This is a genomic window from Cyanobium sp. BA20m-14 (assembly GCF_024346295.1).
The window spans coordinates 1-19860 of the sequence record NZ_JAGQCR010000031.1 but is presented as its reverse complement, the minus strand read 5'-3'; the positions used below and the strand labels follow the sequence as shown (position 1 = coordinate 19860).

At 67.3% G+C, this 19860-nt stretch carries 21 protein-coding genes; 13 read left to right on the top strand and 8 right to left on the bottom strand.

Translation table 11 applies throughout. The annotated features are described in order from the left end of the window. Positions 1 to 340 (bottom strand): hypothetical protein (locus tag KBZ07_RS04860; protein WP_254930552.1); only part of this gene is annotated, 340 nt, incomplete at its 3' end. Positions 341 to 394: 54 nt separating this feature from the next. Then, the gene (gene radA, locus KBZ07_RS04855; protein WP_254930551.1) at positions 395 to 1843 is read right to left on the bottom strand and encodes a DNA repair protein RadA; all 1449 of its coding nucleotides are present in this window, start codon (positions 1841 to 1843) and stop codon (positions 395 to 397) included. A 121-nt stretch (positions 1844 to 1964) separates the two neighbouring features. Between radA and rpaB the strand changes: the two genes are divergently transcribed. From rpaB to KBZ07_RS04830, 5 genes are all read left to right on the top strand, one after another. Beyond that, entirely contained in the window at positions 1965 to 2735 is a 771-nt protein-coding gene (gene rpaB, locus KBZ07_RS04850; RefSeq protein ID WP_197151853.1) for a response regulator transcription factor RpaB, read from the top strand. After that, the gene (gene plsX / locus KBZ07_RS04845; protein ID WP_254930550.1) at positions 2716 to 4026 is read left to right on the top strand and encodes a phosphate acyltransferase PlsX; all 1311 of its coding nucleotides are present in this window, start codon (positions 2716 to 2718) and stop codon (positions 4024 to 4026) included. Before rpaB ends, plsX begins: the two co-directional genes overlap by 20 nt. 79 nt (positions 4027 to 4105) lie before the next feature. Next, positions 4106 to 5110 carry a beta-ketoacyl-ACP synthase III gene (locus KBZ07_RS04840; RefSeq protein ID WP_254930557.1) on the top strand — a complete coding sequence of 335 codons (1005 nt, stop codon included), beginning with the start codon at positions 4106 to 4108 and terminating at the stop codon, positions 5108 to 5110. A 36-nt stretch (positions 5111 to 5146) separates the two neighbouring features. Next, positions 5147 to 6079: an ACP S-malonyltransferase gene (fabD, locus tag KBZ07_RS04835; protein ID WP_254930549.1), complete on the top strand. Its 933-nt coding sequence runs from the start codon at positions 5147 to 5149 to the stop codon at positions 6077 to 6079. Next, entirely contained in the window at positions 6076 to 6828 is a 753-nt protein-coding gene (locus tag KBZ07_RS04830; protein ID WP_254930548.1) for a 1-acyl-sn-glycerol-3-phosphate acyltransferase, read from the top strand. Before fabD ends, KBZ07_RS04830 begins: the two co-directional genes overlap by 4 nt. On the opposite strand, the gene KBZ07_RS04825 is transcribed toward KBZ07_RS04830, so the two are convergent. From KBZ07_RS04825 to KBZ07_RS04815, 3 genes are all read right to left on the bottom strand, one after another. Then, the gene (locus KBZ07_RS04825; RefSeq protein ID WP_254930556.1) at positions 6770 to 7285 is read right to left on the bottom strand and encodes a YdcF family protein; all 516 of its coding nucleotides are present in this window, start codon (positions 7283 to 7285) and stop codon (positions 6770 to 6772) included. The two genes, KBZ07_RS04830 and KBZ07_RS04825, sit on opposite strands and share 59 nt — an antisense overlap. A gap of 194 nt (positions 7286 to 7479) precedes the next feature. Beyond that, positions 7480 to 8088, bottom strand: a complete 609-nt coding sequence (gene tsaB / locus KBZ07_RS04820) for a tRNA (adenosine(37)-N6)-threonylcarbamoyltransferase complex dimerization subunit type 1 TsaB (RefSeq protein ID WP_254930547.1) — start codon at positions 8086 to 8088, stop codon at positions 7480 to 7482. A gap of 43 nt (positions 8089 to 8131) precedes the next feature. Then, a complete protein-coding gene (locus KBZ07_RS04815) occupies positions 8132 to 8383 on the bottom strand; it encodes a Ycf34 family protein (RefSeq protein WP_197151866.1) in 252 nt (83 codons plus the stop codon). A gap of 28 nt (positions 8384 to 8411) precedes the next feature. On the opposite strand from KBZ07_RS04815, the gene KBZ07_RS04810 reads away from it, so the two are divergent. The 3 genes from KBZ07_RS04810 to KBZ07_RS04800 all read left to right on the top strand — a co-directional run bounded on the left by KBZ07_RS04810 (position 8412) and on the right by KBZ07_RS04800 (position 11114). After that, entirely contained in the window at positions 8412 to 9659 is a 1248-nt protein-coding gene (locus tag KBZ07_RS04810) for a CCA tRNA nucleotidyltransferase (protein ID WP_254930546.1), read from the top strand. Between the two features lie 68 nt (positions 9660 to 9727). Beyond that, positions 9728 to 10153 carry an RNA-binding protein gene (locus tag KBZ07_RS04805; RefSeq protein ID WP_254930545.1) on the top strand — a complete coding sequence of 142 codons (426 nt, stop codon included), beginning with the start codon at positions 9728 to 9730 and terminating at the stop codon, positions 10151 to 10153. Between the two features lie 73 nt (positions 10154 to 10226). Continuing rightward, entirely contained in the window at positions 10227 to 11114 is an 888-nt protein-coding gene (locus KBZ07_RS04800) for an alpha/beta fold hydrolase (protein ID WP_254930544.1), read from the top strand. Here KBZ07_RS04800 and KBZ07_RS04795 read toward each other — a convergent pair. Beyond that, positions 11102 to 12013 carry a phytoene synthase gene (locus KBZ07_RS04795; RefSeq protein ID WP_254930543.1) on the bottom strand — a complete coding sequence of 304 codons (912 nt, stop codon included), beginning with the start codon at positions 12011 to 12013 and terminating at the stop codon, positions 11102 to 11104. The two genes, KBZ07_RS04800 and KBZ07_RS04795, sit on opposite strands and share 13 nt — an antisense overlap. 2 nt (positions 12014 to 12015) lie before the next feature. Continuing rightward, positions 12016 to 13389 carry a 15-cis-phytoene desaturase gene (pds, locus tag KBZ07_RS04790; protein ID WP_254930542.1) on the bottom strand — a complete coding sequence of 458 codons (1374 nt, stop codon included), beginning with the start codon at positions 13387 to 13389 and terminating at the stop codon, positions 12016 to 12018. Between the two features lie 189 nt (positions 13390 to 13578). On the opposite strand from pds, the gene KBZ07_RS04785 reads away from it, so the two are divergent. Both KBZ07_RS04785 and KBZ07_RS04780 read left to right on the top strand, forming a co-directional pair. Beyond that, positions 13579 to 13929 (top strand): NAD(P)H-quinone oxidoreductase subunit M, encoded by a 351-nt coding sequence (locus KBZ07_RS04785; RefSeq protein ID WP_254930555.1) that lies wholly within the window; start codon positions 13579 to 13581, stop codon positions 13927 to 13929. Continuing rightward, entirely contained in the window at positions 13926 to 14561 is a 636-nt protein-coding gene (locus KBZ07_RS04780) for a DUF3172 domain-containing protein (RefSeq protein ID WP_254930541.1), read from the top strand. The genes KBZ07_RS04785 and KBZ07_RS04780 overlap by 4 nt, the downstream gene beginning before the upstream one ends. A gap of 10 nt (positions 14562 to 14571) precedes the next feature. Here KBZ07_RS04780 and KBZ07_RS04775 read toward each other — a convergent pair whose 3' ends face one another. Then, on the bottom strand, positions 14572 to 15537 hold the full coding sequence (locus KBZ07_RS04775) for a LysR family transcriptional regulator (RefSeq protein ID WP_254930540.1): 966 nt from the start codon (positions 15535 to 15537) through the stop codon (positions 14572 to 14574). Positions 15538 to 15677: 140 nt separating this feature from the next. Here KBZ07_RS04775 and KBZ07_RS04770 point away from each other — a divergent pair, with 140 nt between their 5' ends. The 3 genes from KBZ07_RS04770 to KBZ07_RS04760 form a co-directional block, all read left to right on the top strand. Beyond that, positions 15678 to 16379, top strand: coding sequence for an NnrU family protein (locus KBZ07_RS04770; protein ID WP_254930554.1), 702 nt, complete (start codon positions 15678 to 15680; stop codon positions 16377 to 16379). Between the two features lie 73 nt (positions 16380 to 16452). After that, the gene (locus tag KBZ07_RS04765; RefSeq protein ID WP_254930539.1) at positions 16453 to 18456 is read left to right on the top strand and encodes an NAD(P)H-quinone oxidoreductase subunit 5; all 2004 of its coding nucleotides are present in this window, start codon (positions 16453 to 16455) and stop codon (positions 18454 to 18456) included. 190 nt (positions 18457 to 18646) lie between these two features. Next, a partial coding sequence (locus KBZ07_RS04760) for an NAD(P)H-quinone oxidoreductase subunit 4 (protein WP_254930553.1) occupies positions 18647 to 19860 on the top strand: 1214 nt, incomplete at its 3' end.

Sequence of the window (19860 nt, the reverse complement as noted above, 5' to 3'; positions counted from 1 at the left end):
CTGAGTGGGGCCTCACCCGGGGAATCAGTAATTTAAATATGTCCACAATCAGGCCACCCAAATAGGTGCCACCGATAAGCCTCAAGGCAAGTAGCCTATCTGAAAGGCGCCTCCAGTTTGGCTTGGCAATCACCAATGCGCCAATCAAAATCATGGCGGCACCAGTACCGTGACCGCCAATTTCAGCCAGATTAAAAATACGTGCCAGTTCCTTATGAAGCGGCTTGGCCTTAAGGAAAAGCGTCACGGGAATATCCAGTGCCAAGGCACCAATTCCAGCGATCGCCAGGCCAATCACCACAAACCAGAGCCGCCTGTCAAAAGGGCGTCGCCCAGCCATCGCCATCAGAGCAGCAGGGTGAAAACTTAAGGCTGGCCAGCACCTGCCCCAGCCCTAGCTCCGGTCATCGGCCGGATTGACCCCCAGGGCCGCCACCAGGGCTTCGGCCACCGTGCCCGCCTCCAGCAGCTGCAGCCCCAGGCTGGCAGCCGCCTTGGCCAGGCCGCTGCCCTTCGGCAGCACCGCCCGGGTGAAGCCCAGCCGCGCCGCCTCCTGCAGCCGCAGCTCCAGCTGGCCCACGGGCCGCAGCTGGCCACCCAAGCCCAGCTCCCCCACCAGCACCGTGCCGGGCGGCAGGGTGAGGTCGCGGTAGCTAGCCACCACCGCCGTGGCCACGCCCAGATCCGCTGCGGGCTCCTCCACCTCCAGGCCGCCGGCCACCGCCAGGTAGCAGTCGAAGCGCGACAGGGGCAGGCCCAGGTGTTTTTCGAGCACCGCCAGGATCTGGTGCAGGCGGCCCACGGCGATGCCGGTGGCACTGCGGCGCGGGCTCGCATAGCTGGTGGTGCTCACCAGGGCCTGGAGCTCCACCACCAGGGGCCTGGTGCCCTCACAGGCCACGATCGTGGCGGTGCCGGCACTGGGTTCATCGCCGCCCAGAAACAGCTCGCTGGGGTTGGTGACCTCGGCCAGGCCCCGATCACGCATTTCGAACACCCCCAGCTCGTGGGTGGCGCCGAAGCGGTTCTTCACCGCCCGCAGCAGCCGGTGGCTGGCGAAGCGGTCGCCCTCGAAGGTGAGCACCGCATCCACCAGGTGCTCGAGCACCTTCGGGCCCGCCAGCGCGCCCTCCTTGGTGACGTGGCCCACCAGCAGCAGGGCCGTGTCCTGGCGCTTGGCGATGCGGGCCAGGGCGGCGGCGCATTCGCGCACCTGGGCCACCGAGCCGGGGGCACTGGCTAGCTCGCCGTCATGCAGGGCCTGGATGCTGTCGATGATCGCCACCGCCGGCCGCAAACTCTCGAGCTCCTGCAGCACCAGCTCCAGGTCGGTTTCGGCCAGAAGCTGGAAATTGGCGCTGGGGGCGACATCGGCCTGGGTGGTCGGGGCCAGCCGGCGCCAGCGCAGCTTCACCTGCTGGGCCGATTCCTCGGCACTCACGTAGAGCACCGAGGCGCGGCCGGCCATCGAACAGGCGCTCTGCAGCAGCAGGGTGCTCTTGCCGATGCCCGGGTCACCGCCCACCAGCACCAGGGAGCCGGGCACCAAGCCCCCGCCCAGCACCCGATCGAACTCGCCGTAGCCGCTGCTGAGCCGCTGCAGGGCCCGCTCCCCGACCGCCTGGATCGGCTCGGAGCGCCTCGGCTGCCCTACTGAGCCGCCTTCCAACGCCTTGACGGCAGCGGCAGCCGCCACCGGTCGCCGCCTGCGGCTGTCGGCAGCCGGGCCGGCCTTCTGCTCCACCAGGGTGTTCCAGCTGCCGCAGGCGGCGCACCTGCCACAAAACTGGCGCGTCTGGGCCCCGCAGCTGGTGCAGACAAAAACGGAGCTGGGCTTGGCCACGGGCAGGGAGGAGGGGGCTGGCGGAAACGGGTCTCTATGAAGAAAGGTGGCGATGAATGAAAAGTTCGCCCCTCATACCTTTTCAGTAGGAGCTATCTGATGTACCAGCCCGGCTGCATTGATGACGGCTTCCGCCCCCACCCCCCCGCTCGGAACCCAGCACGGCAAAGAGACCATCCTGGTCGTTGATGACGAGGCCAGCATCCGCCGCATTCTGGAAACCCGGCTTTCCATGATTGGCTACCAGGTGGTCACCGCCAGCGACGGCGTCGAGGCGCTGGAGCTGTTCAAGACCTGCCAGCCCGACCTGGTGGTTCTCGACGTGATGATGCCCAAGCTCGATGGCTACGGCGTCTGCCAGGAGCTGCGCAAGGAATCGGATGTGCCGATCGTGATGCTCACCGCCCTGGGGGATGTGGCGGATCGCATCACCGGTTTGGAGCTGGGCGCCGACGACTACGTGGTCAAACCCTTCAGCCCCAAAGAGCTGGAAGCCCGCATCCGCTGCGTGCTGCGGCGGGTGGAGAAGGAGGCCGTGGCCGGCATCCCCAATTCCGGCGTGATCAGCGTCGGCGACCTGCGCATCGACACCAACAAGCGCCAGGTTTACCGCAGTGACGAGCGCATCCGGCTCACCGGCATGGAATTCAGCCTGCTGGAGCTGCTGGTCAGCCGCAGTGGCGAACCCTTCAGCCGCGGCGAGATTCTCAAGGACGTGTGGGGTTACACGCCGGAGCGCCATGTGGACACCCGGGTGGTGGATGTACATATTTCCCGGCTGCGCTCCAAACTGGAGGACGATCCGGCCAACCCCGAGCTGATCCTCACGGCTCGGGGTACCGGCTATCTGTTCCAACGCATTGTTGACGCCGTTGTCTCCGAAGGGTCCTGACAAGCGCGCCAAGCCCAGCCGGGCGATCCGCCGACTGGTGATCTGGTATCGCCGCAACGCGGCGGTCACCAGCCTGGTTGACACGGCCACCTCAGCGGCCAGCTCCGCCGCCAACACCGCCGGCACCGCCACCAGCGTGGCCGGCAGCATGGCCAACACCGTGCTCCAGCCGCTGGTCTTTGATCCCCTGCGGCGCCTGCAACGCGGCCTGGGCGGACCGGATGAGAACACACCGATCAACGACTCCGACCGCCTGTGGGTCGCGGTTGATGGCATGGGCGGCGACCATGCCCCCGGCCCCATCCTCGAGGGCTGCCTGCGCGCCGTTGAGCTGCTGCCCCTGCGGGTGCGCTTTGTGGCCGAGAGCGCCCCGCTCCAGGCCGCGGTGGCCGCCATGGAGCTGCAGGACCAGCTCAACGGGGCCGTGGCCCGGGGGTTGATCGAGCTGGTGCCGAGCGGCCCCTCGATCGGCATGCATGAGGAGGCCACGATGGTGCGCAAGAAGCGCGATGCCAGCATCAACAGGGCCATGGACCTGGTCAAACAGGGCGAGGCCATGGCGGTTTATTCCGCCGGCAACTCCGGCGCCGTGATGGCCTCTGCGATCTTCCGGCTGGGGCGCCTGCCGAGCATCGATCGCCCCGCGATCGGCGCCCTCTTCCCCACCAAGGACACCGAACAGCAGGTGCTGGTGCTGGATGTGGGCGCCAACATGGACTGCAAGCCCGCCTACCTGCACCAATGGGCCCTGCTGGGCCACATCTACAGCCGCGATGTGCTGCAGGTGGCCAAGCCCCGCATCGGCCTGGTGAATATCGGCGAGGAGGAGTGCAAGGGCAACGAGCTCTGCCTGCGCACCTACCCGCTGATGGCCGGGGAGCGGCGCTTTGTGTTTGCAGGCAACTGCGAGGGCCGCGACATCCTCTCCGGCAACTTCGACGTGGTGGTGTGCGATGGCTTCACCGGCAATGTGCTGCTCAAGTTCCTTGAAAGCGTGGGCAGCGTGCTGCTGGATGTGATCAAGGAGGAGCTGCCCCGGGGCCGGCGCGGCAAGGTGGGCTCGGCCTTCCTGATCAACAACCTGCGCCGCATCAAAAAGCGCCTAGACCACGCCGAGCACGGCGGCGCCCTGCTGCTGGGGGTGGATGGGGTGTGCGTGATCGGCCATGGCAGCAGCAGGGCCCTGTCGGTGCTCAGCGCCCTGCGCCTGGCCCATTCCGCCGCCAGTGGCGGGGTGATGGCCAACCTCCATGCCCTGGGCGCGAATGGGCCAGCGGTCGCCTGTGATTGACTAAGCCGATCCCAGGCTGAATCCGGTGTCGCAAGGCGCAGTCCCCCCACCAGTGAGGGTCGGCATCGGTCCGTTTGGCATGGCCCTAGTGGGTTGCGGCAGTGCCGTGCCGGCGGCCAGCATCTCCAACCAGCAACTGGGGGAGCGGGTCGAGACCAGCGACGAGTGGATCCGCAGCCGCACGGGCATCGGCTCCCGCCGGGTGGCCGGACCCGACGAACCCCTCACCTGCCTGGCCAGCCGGGCTGCCCAGCTCGCCCTCGACCATGCCGGCTGGACGGCGGACGATCTCGACCTGATCCTGCTGGCCACCTCCAGCCCGGACGACCTGTTCGGCACGGCCCCGCGGGTGCAGGGAGCCCTGGGGGCCAGCCGGGCCGTCGCCTTTGATCTCACCGCCGCCTGCAGCGGCTTTCTGTTTGCCCTGATCACCGCCGGCCAATACCTGGGCAGTGGGGCGATGGGGCGGGCCCTGGTAATTGGCGCCGACCAGCTCAGCCGCTGGGTTGACTGGGACGACCGCAGCACCTGCGTGTTGTTTGGCGATGGTGCCGCCGCCGTGGCGGTAGAGGCATGCGGGGCCAGCGACAACGGCCTGCTGGGCTTTCGCATGCGCTCCGACGGCAGCCGCAACGCCTGCCTCACCCTGGCCCAGCTGGATCGCCATGCCCCCCTACTCGGGGGGCTCACGGCCCAGCAGGGGGGCTTTGCCCCAATCCAGATGAATGGCCAGGAGGTCTACAAGTTCGCGGTGCGCGAGGTGCCGGCGATCCTGGCCGAGCTGCTTGAGGCCACCGGCACCACCCCCGGGCAGCTCGACTGGCTGCTGCTGCATCAGGCCAACCAGCGGATTCTCGACGCGGTGGCCGACCGCTTCGCGGTGCCCCACGCCCAGCTGCTCAGCAACCTGGCCCATTACGGCAACACCTCGGCCGCCACCATTCCCCTGATGCTCGATGAGGCCGTCAAGGACGGGCGGGTGCAACCGGGCCACCTGCTGGCCAGCAGCGGCTTCGGCGCCGGCCTGAGCTGGGGCGCGGCCCTGCTGCGCTGGAGCGGCCCCCGCGGCGCAGCCCAGCCCTAGCCCTAATCTCCTGGCCAACTTGCAAAGGGGCGCGCCATGGGCATTGCCTGGGTATTTCCTGGCCAGGGCTCCCAGAAGGTCGGCATGGCCGCAGGCCTGCTGGAGCTACCCATGGCCCGGCATCGGTTTGAACAGGCCTCAGAGCTGCTGGGTCGCGATCTGCTGGCCATCTGCGCCGGCAGCGCCACAGGCGAGCTCAGCGACCTCAACGACACCCGCAACACCCAGCCGGCCCTGTTTGTGATCGAAAGCCTGCTGGCCGAGGCGCTCCAGGCCCAGGGGCGCACCGCCCAGGTTGTAGCTGGCCACAGCCTGGGCGAGCTGGTGGCCCTGCACGTGGCCGGGGTGTTCGACTTCGCCACTGGCCTGGCCCTGATGCAGCGACGCAGCACCCTGATGGCCCAGGCCGGCGGCGGCGCCATGACGGCGGTGATCGGCTTCGACCGCGGCGAACTGGAGGCCCTGGTGGCCGCCACCGAAGGGGTGGTGATCGCCAACGACAACAGCAGCGCCCAGGTGGTGCTCTCCGGTCACCCCGATGCGGTGGCGGCCGTCAGCGGCCAACTCAGCTGCAAGCGGGCCGTTCCCCTGGCCGTCAGCGGCGCCTTCCATTCCCCCCTCATGGCCGACGCGGCTGAGGCCTTTGGCCGGGAGCTGGGGGCGGTGCCCTTTGCCGATGCGGCCATCCCCGTGCTCAGCAACACCGATCCCAGCCCGGAGACCAGCGGGGCGGCCCTCAAGGCCCGCCTGATCCGGCAGATGACCACGGGGGTCCGCTGGCGCGAAACCATGGACCAGCTCGGCGCCCTCGGGGTCACCGCCGCCGTGGAGATCGGGCCCGGTGCCGTGCTCAGCGGCCTGATTAAACGCAGCTGCCCAGCCATCGTTTCCGCCCAGATCAACAGTGCTGCCGATCTGGGTGGTGCCGATCTGGGTGCTGGCGATCTGGGGCTGGCCAGCGCCCCATGAACCGGCCCGTCGCCGCCGTCAAACGGGCCCTGCGCCGCCGCAAACCCGCCGAGCCCCCGGCCCTGATTCGCACACCCAGGCCCAGCCTGACCTACCGGCTGATCAGCTACCTGCTGGTGTTTCCGATGTTCAGGCTGCTCTTCCGCGGCCGCACCAGTGGCAACGCCAAGGTGCCGATGGAAGGGGCGCTGGTGGTGGTGGCCAACCACGGCTCCCACCTCGACCCGCCCCTGCTGGGCCATGCCCTGGGCCGGCCCGTCGCCTTCATGGCCAAGGCCGAGCTGTTTCGGGTGCCGATCCTGGGCCCGATCATCCGAGCCTGCGGGGCCTACCCGGTGGCCCGCGGCGCCAGCGACCGTGAGGCAATCCGCACCGCCACCGACCGCCTGCTGCAGGGCTGGGCCACCGGTGTATTCATCGACGGCAGCCGCCAGGCCGATGGCCGGGTCAACGCACCCCAGGCAGGAGCTGCCCTGCTGGCGGCCAGGGCCGGAGCGCCCCTGCTGCCGGTGGCGATCATCAACAGCCACCGGGCCCTGGGCCGGGGGCAGGCCAGCGCCCGGCTGGTGCCGATCCACATCCGCATCGGCACGCCGATCCCCCCGCCGGCGTCCCGGCGCCGCCCAGACCTGGACGCCGTCACCGCCGCCTGCCAGGCCCAGATCAATGCCCTGCTGGATCAGGGCCTGATCAACGACCGATCCCTCCCCCCAGCCAGCCAGGCAGATGGGCTGCCGCCCAGCCCTTGAGATCGCGACCACTCAGCACCCACAGGGCAGCCCGGACCCCATCCCCCCAGACCTTGCGGCGGCCCTCCGGCTGACAGCTATCGGCGCAGTCAACGGGCACGGGCGTGAGGTGAATGCCGCGGCTGCCGGCAACGATCCGGCCCACGAGCAGGGCCCTTTCCATGTGGTCGCTGCTGGTAACGAGCAGGGCGTGGCGGATGCGGGCCCGCCTCAGGTCGTCCACCAGGGAGGTGAAGTTGGAGAGGGTGTCACTGGCGCGGTAATCGAGCTGCACCTGGCTGGGCGGCAAGCCCTGGCGCAGTTCAAACAGCCAGTGGGCGTATTCGGGATTGCTGCCGCCGCTCACCAGCACCGGCAGGCCGTCACGGGCCGCCAGGGTCGCCGCCCGCTGCTCCCGGGCCGGATCGCCCCCCAGCACCAGGATCAGTTGGGCTGGGGGCGGGGCGGGCCACCACATGCCGCGCGACAGCCAGAGCAGGCCCACGGCCAGCCCCAGAGCCAGAAAGCAACGAAAGCCCCCAACTCGCCGGGCAGGCCGCCGCCTGGGGCGCCTGGATCGGCTGGATTGGCCTGGGCGCCTGGATCGCCTGGGGCGCCTGGATCGGCCTGGGCGCCCTGAACCTCTGGGATGGCGGCCGGATGCCTCCCCCATCAGAGCCCGGCCACCGGCGAGGTGGGATAGAGCGGCAACACCTGCTGCCAGGGGGCTGCCAGGCCCTGGGCATGGGCCTGCAGGCTGAGCTCCAGCAGCTGGCCAACGTCGGCGGGCAGCTGGGTGACGGCTGCGAGCTGGGGGCCGGGGGGCAAGGGGGTGTCCGGGGCAAACAGCCGGGGCGCCGCCAACTCGACCACCGCCGCCCTGTCGCCCCTGGGAGCCGGGCCATACAACCCCGCCACCACCCCGCGACGGGCCAGCTCCTGCACCAGCCAGGTGGGCTCCTGGATCGCCAGCCGCCTGGCCACCAGCAGAAAACTGCCCACCCCATCAAGGGGCACATCGAGCTGCTGGGCGAGGGTGCGGGCCAGCACCACGGTGAGCCTGGTGCTGGTGAATCCCCCCGGCCCGATCGCCACCGCCAGACGGTCCAGCTGGGGCCACTGATCCGCCGGTAGCAGCTGCTCGATACAGGCCAGCAACTGGTTGGCGAGGCCGCGGCCGAGCGGAAAGGCGCCCAGCTCGGCTGGCCCTGCCATCCCGGGCCAGGCCACGCCAACCCCCAGCACATCGCTGGAGCTGTGCAGGGCAAGCAAGGCGCCCATCAGGCCCCCCTCATGGCGCTCTCATGGCGCCCTCATGGCGCCCTCATGGCGGCAGGGCCGCGCCGGGGCAGAGGCGCAGCCAGCGGCCGCCGTCGCGCTGAAAACTGCGGCAGGCCCGCACATCCCATTCCACCCCCACGCCCCCACCGGCAAGATCCTGCACCTGCACGTGAATGCGGGGCTGCTGCGGCAGGAAGTCGGGACTGGAGCAGAGGTGGGCAACCCCATGCTGGCGCTCCACAGCGTGGTAGGCCTGACAGCGGTCGACCCAGTGGCAATCCACACAAATGCACATGCTGCCCAGGCCCAGCCAGGAACCCATTGTGACCGCTGGCCGCCCCGCCGGCGAGGTGGCCCAGGCGCTGTGGCAACGGCTGCTGGCCGAGCCCTGGCCCCTGCCCCTGCAGGCCCTGCCCGCCGGCACGGCGCTGGTGGGCGGTGCGGTGCGGGATGGCCTGCTGGGCTGCCTCGAGCCCCAACCCGACCTCGACTTTGTGGTCGAAGGCGATGCCATCGCCCTGACCCGCCAGCTCGCCAGGGACCACGGCGGCACTGTGGTGATCTTGGACGTCGACCACAACATCGCCCGGCTGGTGCTGGGGGGCTGGAATCTCGACCTGGCCCGCCGCGGGGGGCCCAGCCTCGAGGCCGACCTGCTGCGCCGCGACTACAGCGTCAATGCCATCGCCCTGCCGCTGCCGGCGGGCGGGGGCGAAGCCAGCGCCCTGGTGGATCCCAGCGGCGGCCTGGGCCATCTGCAGCAACGCCAACTGGTGGCCCTGAGCGAGGCCAATCTGCTCGCCGACCCCCTGCGGCTGCTGCGGGGCATCCGGCTCGCCTCGAGCCTGGGTTTTGCGCTCGAACCCAGCAGCGCTGCCTGGATCCAATCCCATGGGGCCCAGCTCACGACCGTCGCCGGCGAGCGGGTGCTGGCGGAACTGGCAAAACTGGCGGCCGCCCAGCAGGGCGAACGGGGCCTGGCCCAGGCACTCGCCTGGAACCTGCTGGAGGGCTGGGGCGCCGATGCCAGCGCCAACCTGGCCGGGCTGAGCCTCGAGCGGGCCCAGCAGCGGGGCCTACTTGAGGGCGAAATCGAGTGGGCCCTGCCCCTGGCAAGGATCTGCGCCCTGTTGCCACCACAAGCCCTGGCCGCCCTGCGCAGCAGCAACCGCCTGCAACAGCGCAGCCGGGCCCTGCGCCACTGGCAGCAGCAGGTGGCCCAGGTGGGCTGCTGGGCCAACCTGCCAGAGCCGAGCTGCCTGGCCCTGCAGCGGCAGCTGGAGGCCGATTTCCCTGCCCTGGTGCTGCTGCTGGCCGAACCGGCCCCCCAGCTGCTGGCGCGCTGGCGCAACCCAGCCGACCCCCTGTTCCATCCCCGCTCCCCCCTCGATGGCCGCAGCCTGCAACAGCAGCTGGCCATCCCCGCCGGCCCGGAGCTAGGCCAACTGCTCGAGCACCTCAGCCTGGAGCGGTCCTTCGGCCGCCTGGCCCCGGGGCCTGAAGGGGAGGGCGCGGCCCTGGCTGCGGCGGAGAGCTGGTGGAGGCAACGCCAAGGCCGGCGGCGTGATTAACTTCGTCTTGTCAAGGCGCAACGAGAGGCTTCTCCTCGCCTGCTAAAAATTTTTTCAACCCCTTTCCCATGAGCATTCGCCTCTACGTCGGCAACCTGCCGCAAACCTTTGATGCCAAGGAGCTGGAAGCTCTGTTTACCGCTGTGGGAGAGGGGGTGCGCTTCAAGGCCGTCAACGACCGTGAAACCGGGGCCTGCCGCGGTTTCGGCTTTGCCAATACCGATGATCAGAAACTGGCCGACGCGGTGATCGAACAGCTCAACGGCAAGGACTTCGGAGGTAACACTCTGCGCATCGAGATTTCCGAGCGCAAGGAAGGCCGTAGCGCCGCCCCCGCCGAGCGCCGCAGCGGCAGTGCCCCCACCCCGGCCCGCAAGGCCGTGAACAAGGTGGTGCACGCCGACAACATCGACAGCGAAGCCCCCGATCCCCGCTGGGCTGGGGAGCTGGCCAAGCTCAAGGATCTCCTCGCCAACCAAAAGGCCGCTGTCTGAACTCGCCTGGACCTGGCAGGGCCACCGCATCCATCTGGTCGAAGCGGGAGATCCCGCTTGCCCCACCAGGATTGTGTTGATCCATGGCTTTGGGGCCTCGGTAGGCCACTGGCGCCACAACCTGCCTGCCCTGGCTGATCGGGCCCGGGTGGTGGCCATTGATCTGCTCGGTTTCGGCGCCAGTGACAAGCCCGTATCCCGGCTTTCTGGTGAGCCCGAACAGGCCGGTGCGGTTCACTACTGCTTCGACCTCTGGGGCCAGCTGGTAGCCGACCTGGTGCGCGAGAGGCTGCTGGGGCAGGAGCAGCAAGGGCCGACCCAGGTCCATCTTGTCGGCAACTCGATCGGCGCCATGGTGGCCCTCATCGCCGCCCGGCAGCTGCTGGCCGCCGGCATCGCCCCGGCCCAGGTGATCCTGATTGACTGCGCCCAGCGAACCCTCGACGACAAGCGGGCCGCCCAGCTGCCGGGCTGGGAGCGGGCCAGCCGCCCCCTGGTGAAACAACTGGTGCGCCAGCGCTGGTTGGTTGTTCCCCTGTTTCGGCTGTTGGCCCGGCCGGCCTTCATCCGCCGCGTGCTGGCCCGGGCCTACCCCAGCGGCGCCCACGTCGACGACGAGCTGGTGGCCCTGCTGCATCGCCCCAGCACCGACCCTGGAGCCACTGAAAGCTTCCGGGGCTTCGTCAACCTGTTCAACGACTATCTCGCCCCCCAGCTGCTGGCAGAGCTAGATGGGGCCAACCCTCCTCTGCCGGTGCGGCTGCTGTGGGGCGAAGCCGATCCCTGGGAAGATCCCGCCGAAGCCCGCCGCTGGGCCGCCCGCTTTGGCTGCATCCAGGAGTTGAGGATCCTGCCTGGGCTGGGCCACTGCCCCCACGATGAAGCGCCCGAGCTGGTCAATGCGATCCTGCTGGACTGGATCCTGAAGGATTGGACCGCTCTGGCGCCTCAGCGCACCTGAGCCACCAGGTAAGAGAAGGGCAGATCGATCAACTTGCCGGCCCGAGGCACGTAGGCCCGCTTGTTGAACACGTCATAGCCGTGGGATTCGATCACATCGAGAATGCCCCGATAGAGGCGCAATGAGGCCCAAACCGGCCAGCGGGCATCCGGTGCCAGCCAGCGCACCCCCGCCTCCGAACGGGCGAACCACATGCGGGCCCGCTCCAGCTGGAAGCGCATCAATGCCCGCCAGTTGTCGTTGACGACGCCGGCCAGCAACTGCTCTTCGCTATAGCCAAAGCGCGCCAGATCCTCCTGGGGCAGGTAGATGCGACCGCGACCGCGATCCTCTCCCACATCCCGCAGGATGTTGGTGAGCTGGTTGGCAATGCCCAGGGCCACCGCCGAGCGGGAGGTGTCGGGTCGATCGCTCCAGGGGGCAGTGGTGTAGGCAGGGTCGAGGCCCATCACCTCCTGGGTCATCAAGCCCACGGTGCCCGCCACCCGATAGCAGTAGAGCTCGAGCTGCTCAAAATTCTCATAGCGGTGCTGGTTCAGGTCCATCCGCTGGCCTTCGATCATGTCGAGATAGGCCTGCAAGGGCTGGGGATAGCGCTCGATCGTGTCGCGCATCACCAGGTCGAGGCCATCGTGCACATCGCCGGCGAAGAGCTTGCGGGTGCGCTCCTCCCAGCGGTCCAGCCGCCCGGCCAACTCCGCCACAGGCCGGGCTTGGGCCTCGGCGCTGTCCATCAGCTCGTCGGTGCGGCGACACCACACGTAGATGGCCCAGATCGCCCGCCGCTTGGCTGCTGGCATCAGCAGGGTGCCCAGGTAGAAGGTTTTGGCCCATTCAGCCGTTTCTCGCCTGCATGCCTCGTAGGCCTGGTCGAGGTTGGGCAGGGCGGAAACCACCATGGTCAGGCCGTTGCTGAGATGGCCTGGGCGCACTGCTTGCCGCTGAGCACTGCCCCCTCCATCGAAGCCAGATAGCGCTGCATGGTGTAACAGCCCGCCAGAAAGAAGTTGGCGATCGGCGAGGCCTGGTCGGGCCGCAGCTGCTGGCAGCCCGGCACGGTTTTGTACACCGAGAGGGGCGTTTTCACCACGATCGACTTGCGCAGCTGGGCCTGGTCATCGCCGCTGAAGTGCAGCGGGAACAGGCGCTTGAGCTCCTCCAGAGTGGCGGCCACGATCTCCTCATCCGGCCGGCCGATCCAGTCTTTCGCGGGGGCAAAGACCAGCTCCAGCATGGAGCGATCGGGGTCTTCGTATTCCCGGCAGGTGTTGCTCATGTCCGCATACACACTCAGCAGAGGGCTGCGGCTGAACAGCAGGTGGTCGATTTCGGTGAGCTTGCGATCAAACCAGAGATGGATGTTGATCACAGGCACGCCATTGAGGCCATCGAGCTTCTTGAAGTAGGGAATTTCCTTCCAGGGCTCAGGCACCAACAGCTTGAAGGGATCCACCGGCAGCGCGCTCACATAGGCATCGGCGCTGAGGCTGCGGGGCTCCTGACCCTTGATGCCACCGATCTGGAATGCCTTAACCGTGCCATCGGCATGGAGCTCGATCTGGCGCAGAGGGGCATTGAGATGCACCTCGCCGCCATGGGCCTCGATGTAGTCAACGATCGGCTGGCAGAGCCGCTGGGGTGGGTTGCCATCGAGGAAGGCCATCTTCGAGCCATCGCTCTCCTGCAGGAAGCGGTTGAGGGCGGTGAGCACCACGGTGCTGGAGATCTCATCGGGATCGATGAAATTCAGCGCCTTGGCCATGGCGATGAACACCTCATCGTTCACCCGCTCCGGGATGTTGTGGATGCGCAGCCATTCCGTCCAGGAGTACCTGTCGCACTCCTCCACGTACTGCTGACCCCTCAGGATCGCCGGCACCAGGCCGATGCCAAAGGCGATCTTCTCGGGCCAGGTGAGCAGGTCGTTGTTGCCCAGGATCGCCGCCAAGCCGTTGAAGGGAGCCGGGATGTCGGGAAACTCGAAGCGGCTGTAGGTGCCTGGGGTTTCCTTTTGGTTGAAGATCATCGAGTGGCTCTTCCACTGCAGCCGGTCTTCGATGGCCAGCTCCTTGAGGAGCTGGCGCATGTTGCGGTACGCGCCAAAAAAGATGTGCAGACCGGTCTCATACCAGTCGCCGTCCGCGTCCTGCCAGGCCGCTACCTTGCCGCCAAGCACGTCGCGGGCCTCGACCACCACTGGGGTGTGGCCGGCGTCACAGAGGTATTTGGCGCACGACAGACCGGCGAGCCCTGCTCCGGCGATGACGACGCGCATATCTGCTCTTGAATCCAGCGGCAACCCTAAAGGGGGCCCTGGGCCGCTGCGGCCCAGAAGCTTTCTAGAGTTACGTAACCGGGTGCCCGTAATCGCTTTCCCATGGCCGACCCCCACACCACTGAGCTCGGAAAAACTGAGCTTGAAAGAACTGAGCTTGAAAGAGCAGAGCTTGACAACCCAGAGGACCTGGGCAGCGCGACCTTACTGAAATCCACCACCCGCCACGTGCGGCTGTTCACCGCCCACGTGGACAAGGGCAACCTGGTGGCCGATCCCAACCAACTCACCATGGATCTGGATCCGGACAACGAATTCCTCTGGGACGGGCCGGTGCTGGCCAAGGTCCAAGACCAGTTCCGCGAGTTGGTTTCGGCCCATGCCGGGGCCGAGCTCAGCGAATACAACCTGCGCCACATCGGCTCCGAGCTCGAAGGGCTGATCCGCCAACTCCTCCAGGCCGGAGAACTGCGTTACAACCCCGACGCCAGGGTGCTCAATTACTCCATGGGCCTGCCCCGCAGCAGCGAAAACCTGTGAGCCGCTCCCGCTACAATGCCGATCGCTACCGCAAAGACCCCTACGCCGACGATCCCTATGAGAGGGGCGGGGGCGACAGGGGACGGGGCAGGCCCGACCCCGGGCCCGCCCCTGGGGGGGGAGGGTCCGGTGGCGGCAACGCACCGTTCAAGTTCAACGTGGCCACCATGGCCATCCTGGCCGGGGTGCTGGTGGTGGGCATCGGCATCGGCACAGGCCTCTCCAGCACCACCCAGGGCGACCAGGGCAACATCGCCAGCTCCCAGCAACTCGACATGGCCGTGCCCGATCCGGAGTTCTGCCGCCAGTGGGGCGCCAGCGCCTTCGTGATGGACATTGAGCTCTACACGACCATGAACCCCAGCTCGAGTTTTGTGACCCAGCCGGCGCTCAAACCCGGCTGCGTGATCCGCAGGGAGAACTGGAGCGTGCTGCAGAAAGAAGGAGCCGTCACATCCGAGCAGATGCGCCAGTGCAAGCAGCGGATGAATACCTTCGCCTACATCGGCTCGGTGAAGGACAAGCCGATAGTGCGCTGTGTCTACCAGACAGACATCAGCGAAAACAAGTTCCTCACCAAGGGCGTGGCCGACAGCACCGTGGGCATCACCCCGGAATCCGACCAGTTCTGAGCGACCAGCCTCAGGCCGGGTTCTCCTGCTGGAGGGGCCGGCGCAGGGGGCTGTCGGGACTGGCGAACACCGGCAGCACCTCCTTGCGGAAGGCGTCGGCGGCCCGGGAGCAGTAGCGGGCCGGATGGCTGATCAGCTTGAGCTGGCGACGCACCAGCAGGTCGGCCACCTGGGGGCGGTGCAGGCTGCCCGCCGAGAGCTCCCGCTCGATCGACACCACCGGCAGAAAGGCGGCACCCAGGCCGCTCTGCACGGCGTTCTTAATCGCCTCAAACGAGTTGAGCTCCATCTCGATCTTGAGACGGGCCACATCAAGGCCGGAGCGGGCCAGCAGCTGGTCCACCATCTTGCGGGTGGTGGACTGGGCATCGAGGCAGACAAAGCCAAGCCGGTAGAGGTCGTCCTTGGTGAGTTCCGGCAGGCGGGCCAGGGGGTGCTTCACCGGCAGCACCAGGGCCAGCTCATCGCTGGCATAGGGCACCACCTGCAGCAGCTCACAGAGCTCACTGGGCAATTCGCCGCCAATGATCGCCAGATCCACCTGGCCGTTAGCCACGCTCCAGCCGGTGCGGCGGGTGCTGTGCACCTGCAGCTGCACCGCCACCTCAGGGTATTTCTGGCGAAACAGGCCGATCATGCGCGGCATCAGGTAGGTGCCGGTGGTCTGGCTGGCGCCGACAATCAGGGAGCCGCCACGCAGGTTGTGGAGGTCTTCCAGGGCCCGGCAGGCCTCCTGACACTGGCTGAGGATCCGGTCGCAATAGCTGAGCAGCAGGTGGCCGGCCTCGGTGAGCTGGGCCTTACGGCCGCCCCGGTCAAACAGGCTGACGCTGAGCTGCTTCTCCAGGTTCTGGATCTGCAGGCTCACTGCCGGCTGGGTGACATAGAGGCTGTCGGCAGCCTTCTTGAAACTGCCCTCCGAGGCGATGGCCCGCAGGATGCGGAGCTGGTCGAGGGTGAAGGGAAGATCTGCCATCGGGTTGCCTGGGTGGACCTGGGCCTGCCGGCTGGCGAGGAAAAAACTCTAAGGGGGAACTCTGGCGGCGAGAATCTGGAGCTTCACAACTCCCCATCCGGCCAGTGCCCCCCAGCTCTTTACAGCACAGCAGCTGGGTGATGCTGGCCCTGCTGCTCGCCTTTGCGGTGGTGCACAGCGGCGGTGCCTCCCTGCGGGCCTGGGGCGTGGAGCGGATCGGCGAGCGGGCCTGGCGGCTGCTTTTCGCCGCCGTGAGCATCCCCTCAGCGGTGCTGGTGATCGGCTACTTCCTGGCCCACCGCTACGACGGCATCCGGCTCTGGAACCTGCAGGAGGCGCCCTGGATCGTGCCGCTGGTGTGGACCGGCACAGCCATCAGCTTCCTGTTTCTCTATCCGGCCACCTACAACCTGCTGGAGATCCCGGCGGTGCTCAAGCCCCAGGTGCGGCTTTATGCCACAGGGATCATCCGCATCAGCCGCCACCCCCAGGCCGTGGGCCAGATCCTCTGGTGCGCCACCCACCTGCTCTGGATCGGCAGCAGTTTCATGCTGGTCGCCTGCTTTGGCCTGATCGCTCACCACCTCTTTGCCGTTTGGAACGGCGACCGACGCCTGGCCAACCGCTTCGGAGCCGCCTTTGAAGAGCTCAAGGCCAGCACCTCGGTGATCCCCTTCAAAGCAGTGCTGGATGGCCGCCAGCAGCTGGTGCTCGGCGAGTTCCTGCGGCCGGCCCAGCTGGGCATTGTCATTGCCGTGGCTCTGTTCTGGTGGGCGCACCGCTACATCGGCGCCGGGGCCACCGCCTTCAGCCGCTCCAGCCTGGGCCACTGGCTCTCCTGATGGGCGGGCCCGCACAGTTGGCGAAGATCCCTGACGCAGTCTGCCTACACTTGCCACAGCCAGTCTGGGTCGCATGCCGTCAGCCGCCGAACTCGCCTGGTTGATTCCGGTGCTGCCCCTGGCTGGGGCCTGCATCACCGGGCTGGGACTAATTAGTTTCAACCGCACCGTCAACCGTCTGCGCAAACCAGTGGCCTGGCTGCTGATCAGCTGCGTCGGAGCGGCGGCGGTGCTCAGTTACGCCGTACTGGCCCAGCAACTGGCCGGGGCAGGCCCCACCGAGGTGCTTTTCAACTGGGCCAGCGCCGGCAATTTCAACCTGCAGATGGGCTTCCGCGTGGATGCCCTCGGCGCCGTGATGCTCGCCCTGGTGACCACCATCGCCGTGCTGGTGATGGTTTATTCCGATGGCTACATGGCCCACGACAAGGGCTATGTGCGCTTTTTCACCTATCTGGCCCTGTTCAGCAGCTCGATGTTGGGCCTGGTGATCAGCCCCAACCTGCTGGAGATCTACGTGTTCTGGGAGCTGGTGGGCATGTGCTCCTACCTGCTCGTGGGCTTCTGGTATGACCGTGATGGCGCCGCCAATGCTGCCCAGAAGGCCTTTGTGGTCAACCGGGTCGGCGACTTTGGCCTGCTGCTGGGCATCCTGGGGCTGTTCTGGGCTACTGGCAGCTTCGGCTTCGAGGAGATCGGCAGCCGACTGCAGGAGGCCGTGGCCGGGGGCAGTCTCCCCAACGCGGCAGCCATCCTGCTCTGCCTCCTGGTGTTCATGGGGCCCATGGCCAAATCGGCCCAGTTCCCCTTGCACGTCTGGCTGCCCGATGCCATGGAGGGCCCGACGCCGATCTCGGCCCTGATCCATGCCGCCACCATGGTGGCGGCCGGTGTGTTTCTGGTGGCCCGGCTGCAGCCGGTGTATGAGCCTTTCCCTGCGGTGCAGGCCACGATCGCCGTGGTGGGCACGATCACCCTGGTGCTTGGAGCCTCGATTGCCCTGACCCAGATGGATCTTAAAAAAGGTCTGGCCTACAGCACCGTTTCCCAGCTGGGTTACATGATGCTGGCCATGGGCTGCGGGGCTCCGGTGGCCGGCATGTTCCACCTGGTGACCCACGCCTTCTTCAAGGCCATGCTTTTCCTGGGCTCGGGTTCGGTGATCCACGCCATGGAGGAGGTGGTGGGCCACGAACCCGTGCTGGCCCAGGACATGCGACTGATGGGCGGCCTGCGCAAATACATGCCAATCACCAGCACCACCTTCCTGATCGGCTGCGTGGCAATCGCCGGCATCCCCCCGCTGGCTGGCTTCTGGAGCAAGGACGAAATCCTGGGCGTGGCGTTTGGTTCCTTCCCCCTGCTCTGGGTGGCCGGTTTCATCACCGCCGGCATGACGGCCTTCTACATGTTCCGGCTCTACTTCCTCACCTTTGAAGGCGAGTTCCGCGGCGGCGACAAAGCCCTACAGGCCCAGCTGCTGGCTGCCGCCGGCAAGCCCCCCGGCGATGGCGACGGCCACGGCCACGCCAGCCATCCCCATGAGTCCGGCTGGCAGATGGCGATGCCGCTCGCCGTACTGGCGGTGCCCTCGGTGCTGGTGGGCCTGTTAGGTACCCCCTGGAACAGCCGCTTCGGCAACCTGCTCGACCCCCAGGAAGCCGCCGAGGTGGCGGAGCACTTCAGCTGGAGCGAGTTTCTCCCCCTGGCCGGGGCCTCGGTGGCCATCTCGGTGGCGGGCATCAGCGTGGCGATACTGGCCTACGCCCTCCACAAGCTCGACCTGGCCACCGCCGTGGCGGCCCGCTTCCCGGCGCTCAATGCCTTCCTGGCCAACAAGTGGTACCTCGATGACATCAACGACAAGCTGTTTGTGCAGGGCAGCCGCAAGCTGGCCAAATCGGTGCTCGAGGTGGATTCCAAGGTGGTCGATGGGGTGGTGAACCTCACGGGCCTGGTGACCCTCGGCAGCGGCGAGGGTCTCAAGTACTTCGAAACGGGTCGGGCCCAGTTCTATGCCCTGATCGTGTTTGGCGGGGTCATCGCCCTGGTGGTGCTGTTCGGCTCGCTTGGCTGAGCGAGCCGAACACCGCGCCAAGCCCCGCCAGCTCCTGCCCCCCTTCGCTGATCCCCAGGCGTGAGCGCAAAGCGCGTGGCTGGGGATCAGCGAAGGGGGGCAGGAGCCCAACTCTGTGTGACATCCCCCATCAGCGCAGTGCAGGGCCCGAGTGAATTTCTACACTCCGCCTAATGGTGAGGCTTGGTTCGTGCCATTCCCTTGGTTGAGTGCGGCGATCCTTTTCCCGATCGCCGCCGCACTGGTGATTCCTTTCATTCCGGATGCAGGCGACGGCAAGCGGGTGCGCTGGTATGCCCTGGGTGTGACCCTCACCACCTTCCTGCTGACGGTCGGGGGCTACCTCAATGGCTATGACCCGGCTGTTGAGGGCCTGCAGCTGGTTGAGCGGGTTTCCTGGCTGCCCAAGCTGGGGCTGGCCTGGTCCGTGGGGGCCGACGGCATCTCGATGCCCCTGATCCTGCTGACCAGCTTCATCACCTCCCTGGCGGCCCTGGCGGCCTGGCCGGTGACCTTCAAGCCCAAACTCTTCTATTTTCTGCTGCTGGCCATGGATGGCGGCCAGATCGCGGTGTTCGCCGTGCAGGACATGCTGCTCTTCTTTCTGGCCTGGGAGCTGGAGCTGCTGCCGGTGTATCTGCTGCTGGCGATCTGGGGCGGCAAGAAGCGCCAGTACGCCGCCACCAAGTTCATCCTCTACACGGCAGGCAGCTCCCTGTTCATCTTGGTGGTGGGCCTGGCCATGGCCTTCTACGGCGGTGGCGCCCCCACCTTTGAGTACACGGACCTGATGGCCAAGGACTTCTCCACGAAGTTCCAGCTCTTCGCCTACGCAGGCCTGCTGATCGCCTTTGGGGTGAAGCTGCCGATCGTTCCCCTGCATACCTGGCTGCCCGATGCCCACGGCGAGGCCACGGCTCCGGTGCACATGCTGCTGGCCGGCATCCTGCTGAAGATGGGCGGCTACGCCCTGCTGCGCTTCAACGTGCAGCTGCTTCCGGAAGGCCATGCCCAATTCGCGCCGCTGCTGGTGGTGCTGGGGGTCGTCAACATCATCTACGCGGCGCTCACCTCCTTTGCCCAGCGCAATCTCAAGCGCAAGATCGCCTACAGCTCGATCAGCCACATGGGCTTTGTGCTCATTGGCATTGGCAGTTTCAGTGCCCTCGGCACCAGCGGCGCCATGTTGCAGATGATCAGCCACGGCCTGATCGGCGCCAGCCTGTTCTTCCTGGTGGGCGCCACCTATGACCGCACCCACACCCTCCAGCTCGATGAGATGGGCGGCGTGGGCCAGTCCATGCGAAAAATGTTTGCGCTCTGGACCATCTGCTGCCTGGCTTCCCTGGCGCTGCCGGGCCTGAGCGGCTTTGTATCCGAGCTGATGGTGTTCACGGGCTTCGT

Excerpts from the sequence above, each read along its gene's own strand:
- KBZ07_RS04770 (WP_254930554.1), top strand. The coding sequence starts at position 15,678 with ATGCTGGCCCTGCTGCTCGCCTTTGCGGTGGTGCACAGCGGCGGTGCC.
- KBZ07_RS04825 (WP_254930556.1), bottom strand. The coding sequence starts at position 7,285 with ATGTGGTGGCCCGCCCCGCCCCCAGCCCAACTGATCCTGGTGCTGGGG.
- KBZ07_RS04775 (WP_254930540.1), bottom strand. The coding sequence starts at position 15,537 with ATGGCAGATCTTCCCTTCACCCTCGACCAGCTCCGCATCCTGCGGGCC.
- KBZ07_RS04830 (WP_254930548.1), top strand. The coding sequence starts at position 6,076 with ATGAACCGGCCCGTCGCCGCCGTCAAACGGGCCCTGCGCCGCCGCAAA.
- KBZ07_RS04815 (WP_197151866.1), bottom strand. The coding sequence starts at position 8,383 with ATGTGCATTTGTGTGGATTGCCACTGGGTCGACCGCTGTCAGGCCTAC.
- rpaB (WP_197151853.1), top strand. The coding sequence starts at position 1,965 with ATGACGGCTTCCGCCCCCACCCCCCCGCTCGGAACCCAGCACGGCAAA.
- pds (WP_254930542.1), bottom strand. The coding sequence starts at position 13,389 with ATGCGCGTCGTCATCGCCGGAGCAGGGCTCGCCGGTCTGTCGTGCGCC.
- KBZ07_RS04795 (WP_254930543.1), bottom strand. The coding sequence starts at position 12,013 with ATGGTGGTTTCCGCCCTGCCCAACCTCGACCAGGCCTACGAGGCATGC.
- KBZ07_RS04765 (WP_254930539.1), top strand. The coding sequence starts at position 16,453 with ATGCCGTCAGCCGCCGAACTCGCCTGGTTGATTCCGGTGCTGCCCCTG.
- tsaB (WP_254930547.1), bottom strand. The coding sequence starts at position 8,088 with ATGGGCGCCTTGCTTGCCCTGCACAGCTCCAGCGATGTGCTGGGGGTT.
- KBZ07_RS04840 (WP_254930557.1), top strand. The coding sequence starts at position 4,106 with ATGGCCCTAGTGGGTTGCGGCAGTGCCGTGCCGGCGGCCAGCATCTCC.
- fabD (WP_254930549.1), top strand. The coding sequence starts at position 5,147 with ATGGGCATTGCCTGGGTATTTCCTGGCCAGGGCTCCCAGAAGGTCGGC.
- KBZ07_RS04805 (WP_254930545.1), top strand. The coding sequence starts at position 9,728 with ATGAGCATTCGCCTCTACGTCGGCAACCTGCCGCAAACCTTTGATGCC.